A 3,890-nucleotide genomic window follows, 5' to 3' on the forward strand; every position below is an offset into this window, starting at 1 on the left:
TGAATTCAGATTTTATTTCCTCTCCATTGTTTTGAAATAAAATACTATCATCTTGCATATAAACTTTCACATAACCTTTTTTTGTGTATTTAATAGCATTTGATAAGATATTTATACATATTTTCTTTAAGTCGATTTTATTGAATTTTATTACAAAATCTTTATCTATTTCATTTTTTAATTCAATTTTTTCATTTAATGCAAGTATAGGAAAAACTTCATTTTCTAAGAAGTAATAAAGAAGTATTTTTTCTTTAGGCTTTTTTTGTTCCATTGATGAAATAAATCCAAGCATATCAACTGTTAATTCATCTAAATACTCAATCTCTTTTTTCATATGATTTAAAACAGATGGCATTTTATCAGGTTTTATTAAACCATCTTCAATTTCTTCGATATAACCATTTATAATAGTAATAGGAGTTTTTATATCATGAGACATTGAAATAAGAAGGTTTGATAAGTTGTGATTTTTTTGTCTTAAATCACTAAAAAGTTCTTCTAACTGATTTGAAAGAAAGTTAATATCATCATTCATTTCTTGCACTTCTGCAATAATATGTTTACTATTATTTTGATTAAATTTTTGTTTTCTAATCTTCTCTAAACGTAACTCAATAAATTTAAATTTTTTAGATAAATATGTACCTGAGAAAAAGCTCAAAAGTGCAATAACAGGTAATACTGATAAAACTGTTAATGATATTTTTATAAGCATAATACTACATATTGGTTCACCAATAATTACAAAAGTCATAACAGCTGTAAAAATTGAAACAATCAATCCAGCAACTGTTGCTAATAACACTATAAAAGTTTTAATTTTCATCTATTTTATATCCAATCCCACGTACTGTTTTTATTAAGTTCTTTTCTTCATATTTATTTATTTTTCTTCTGATATTACAAATATGACTATCAATTCCTCTATCATCAATTTCACCTAAATAATTATCATAAATTAATTGTGCTAATTCTTGTCTTGAATAAGCTCTATTTTTATTTTGAAGAAATACTGATAAAATTAAATATTCACTAGGTGTAAAATCAACACTATTGTTATTTACTGTAATCTCTTTTGATAAATCATTTAAAACTAAAACACCGATATTTTCTACTTTTGTAGAACTTAATTCATCTCTTCTTTTAAGTAAAGACTTGATTTTTAATGAAAGCTCTTTTGCAGAAAAAGGTTTTGCAATATAATCATCAATACCATAATCATAAGCTTTAGCTTTAAAATCTTCAGTATCTAATGCACTAATCATAATAATAAGTGTTTTTTTAGACTTCTTTCTAATACTTTCACATAAAGAAAAACCATCTACAAATGGAACCATAATATCAAGTGTTACTAAATCATAATCATTTTCTTGAATTTTAAAAAGTGCACTTTGTCCATCTAGTGCTGTATCTACATTATAAATATCTTTATCTAAACGATTATTTATAATATCTACAATTAACTCTTCATCTTCAACTATTAATATATTTTTTTTCATATTCTCTTTTTTTCACATAAATTTTGTATATTTTCTTCTGATTATACTATTAATTTATTAAAATACTCAAGATTAATTTCTCTTCATATAATCTTAATATTATCTTCATATAATCTTAACAATTATAGATTATAATCAAGAAATAATATTTTTTGGGAGAAATAATATGAAAGAAAAAAAAGAAATCGGTATACATGAAGCTTATTATAACGATCCTATAAAAAGTGATTTAGATATTTTTGGTAGAGAAACTTCTGAAGATTCAAGAAGAGGTTTTCTAAAAAAATCATCTATGCTTATGATGGCTGCAGTTGTTGGTTCAAATATTCCGTTTGGTGCAAACATGCCTTCTGGTTTAATTCCAGCAGCACTTGCAAATTCTGATCTTCCTTTTAAAATAGAAGGTAAAGATGGATTGATTTATCTAAATGATAGACCAATAAATGCAGAAACACCACCACATTTATTAGATGATGAGTTTACACCTGCAAAACATTTTTTTGTAAGAAATAATGGTGTTCCACCAGCAAAAACAAATGACCCAGAAAATTGGACACTTGAAATTGCAGGTGAAAGTTGTGAAAAACCAACTACTTTTACAGTTGCACAGTTAAAGAAAAAGTTTAAACATTATACTTATGCACTACAATTAGAGTGTGGTGGAAATGGTAGAAAAGAGTTTAATCCTCCTGCTAAAGGAAATCAATGGTCAACAGGTGCAGTTGGTTGTGGTAGATGGACAGGTGTAAGATTAAAAGATGTATTAGAGTACTGTGGAATTAAAAAAGATGCTGTTTATATTGGATACTACGGTAGAGATACTCACTTAAGTGGAGATCCTACAAAAGTTACAATCTCAAGAGGTGCTCCAATGTCTAAAGCTCTTGAAGATGAATCATTATTAGCATGGGCATATGAAGGTGAAGATATTCCTCTAAGTAATGGATATCCATTAAGATTAGTTATGGGTGGATGGCCTGCATCTGTTTCTGGAAAATGGCTAAAACAAATTGTAGTTAGAAATAAAGAGCATGATGGTAAAAAAATGGGTGGACAATCATATAGAGTTCCATGTAATCCTGTTGCTCCTGGAACAAAAGTTCCTGATGATGAAATGTGTATTATAGAATCAATGCCTGTTAAATCACTGATTACATTTCCACAATCAGGAGTTACTCATAAACTTGATAAAAAATTCAAATTTAGAGGAAAAGCTTGGGCAGGAGATTTATCTGTTGAACAAATGGAAGTTTCAATTGACTTTGGGGCAACTTGGTCAAAAGTTAAAAAACTAAAAAATCAACAAAATAGATTAGCATGGCAATCATGGGAAGCATCTGTTAAATTTCCTAAAACTGGTTATTACGAAGTTTGGGCAAGAGCAATGGATAGTTCAGGAGTTAAACAACCAATAATTTTACCAGGTTGGAATCCAAGAGGATACTTAAATAACGCGTGTCATAGAATTGCTGTAAAAGTAGTTTAGGAATAATTATGAAAAAATTAACAAAAACAGTCTTATTATTAGCATCTTCTACTCTTTTATCTATAAACTTAAATGCTCAAGAAATAGATAAAGATTCAGGGTTAATAATAGCAGAAGGAATGCAAGTAGTTAAAACAAACTGTACTGTTTGTCATAGTGCAAAGTTTATAACACTTCAAAAAGGTGATAGAGAAACATGGTTATCTATGATTAGATGGATGCAAGATACTCAAGGTTTATGGAAATTTGATGCTAAAACAGAAGATACAATTCTTACTTATTTAGAAACAAATTATCCACCTTCTCAATCTTCAAGAAGAGCTAACTTATCAAGTGATAAATTACCAAAATAAAATACTAAAAAAAGAGCCTTATATAATTTTATATCAGGCTCTTTTTTATTTTAATCACCTTGTTCTTTTTGAATACTAGGGCAGGGTACATTTCCGTATGAGCAATAAACACAGCAACAAGTAGATTTTTTTCTAAGGGTGATTTTACAAGATTCACAAGTATAAGTAGTTACACATTCATCAACAGGCATTGTTTCTTCTTTTTTATGACCACAATTTGGACAAGTTACAACTGATTTAAGTCTAAGTTCCATGATGCACTCCTTAAATATATAACTTAATAATAACACTTTTTATGCTAAAGCGCAAATGTTACGATAAACTCACATCCTTTGTAAACTTTTTTATTGTATAAATATTCAGTATTTTGAACATTTATATTTCCTTTCATACCTTTTACTATAAAATTGTAGGTAATGTTTAAGCCAAGTCCAGTTCCATAACTTTTATGTTTAGTTGTAAAATAAGGCTCAAATACTTTTTTTAATAATTCATCTTTAATTCCACCTGCATTATCTTTTAAAGATATTATGATTTTATTTTCTATTT

At 27.5% G+C, this 3,890-nt stretch carries 6 protein-coding genes; 2 read left to right on the top strand and 4 right to left on the bottom strand.

Going from position 1 to position 3,890, the window contains the following annotated elements; genetic code table 11:
- Positions 1-829: sensor histidine kinase (locus tag ACERKK_RS11935; RefSeq protein WP_373773301.1), on the bottom strand; the 829-nt coding region annotated here is incomplete at its 3' end.
- A complete protein-coding gene (locus ACERKK_RS11940) occupies positions 819-1,502 on the bottom strand; it encodes a response regulator transcription factor (protein ID WP_373773302.1) in 684 nt (227 codons plus the stop codon). The genes ACERKK_RS11935 and ACERKK_RS11940, both read right to left, overlap by 11 nt.
- 292 nt (positions 1,503-1,794) lie before the next feature.
- Between ACERKK_RS11940 and ACERKK_RS11945 the strand changes: the two genes are divergently transcribed.
- Together ACERKK_RS11945 and ACERKK_RS11950 are read left to right on the top strand one after the other, a co-directional pair.
- Positions 1,795-2,988, top strand: coding sequence for a sulfite oxidase (locus ACERKK_RS11945; protein WP_373773306.1), 1,194 nt, complete (start codon positions 1,795-1,797; stop codon positions 2,986-2,988).
- A gap of 8 nt (positions 2,989-2,996) precedes the next feature.
- The gene (locus tag ACERKK_RS11950; protein WP_373773303.1) at positions 2,997-3,341 is read left to right on the top strand and encodes a cytochrome C; all 345 of its coding nucleotides are present in this window, start codon (positions 2,997-2,999) and stop codon (positions 3,339-3,341) included.
- A gap of 50 nt (positions 3,342-3,391) precedes the next feature.
- Here ACERKK_RS11950 and ACERKK_RS11955 read toward each other — a convergent pair whose 3' ends face one another.
- The gene (locus ACERKK_RS11955; protein ID WP_373773304.1) at positions 3,392-3,595 is read right to left on the bottom strand and encodes a GDCCVxC domain-containing (seleno)protein; all 204 of its coding nucleotides are present in this window, start codon (positions 3,593-3,595) and stop codon (positions 3,392-3,394) included.
- Between the two features lie 44 nt (positions 3,596-3,639).
- Positions 3,640-3,890, bottom strand: a 251-nt coding sequence (locus ACERKK_RS11960; RefSeq protein WP_373773305.1) for an ATP-binding protein, incomplete at its 5' end; no start/stop codon positions are given.

The organism is Poseidonibacter sp. (assembly GCF_041821165.1).
In the GTDB taxonomy this organism is placed as follows: domain Bacteria; phylum Campylobacterota; class Campylobacteria; order Campylobacterales; family Arcobacteraceae; genus Poseidonibacter.

Bases quoted from the DNA above. Each gene is read 5' to 3' on its own strand.
- ACERKK_RS11955 (WP_373773304.1), bottom strand. From the start codon at position 3,595: ATGGAACTTAGACTTAAATCAGTTGTAACTTGTCCAAATTGTGGTCAT.
- ACERKK_RS11945 (WP_373773306.1), top strand. From the start codon at position 1,795: ATGCTTATGATGGCTGCAGTTGTTGGTTCAAATATTCCGTTTGGTGCA.
- ACERKK_RS11950 (WP_373773303.1), top strand. From the start codon at position 2,997: ATGAAAAAATTAACAAAAACAGTCTTATTATTAGCATCTTCTACTCTT.
- ACERKK_RS11940 (WP_373773302.1), bottom strand. From the start codon at position 1,502: ATGAAAAAAAATATATTAATAGTTGAAGATGAAGAGTTAATTGTAGAT.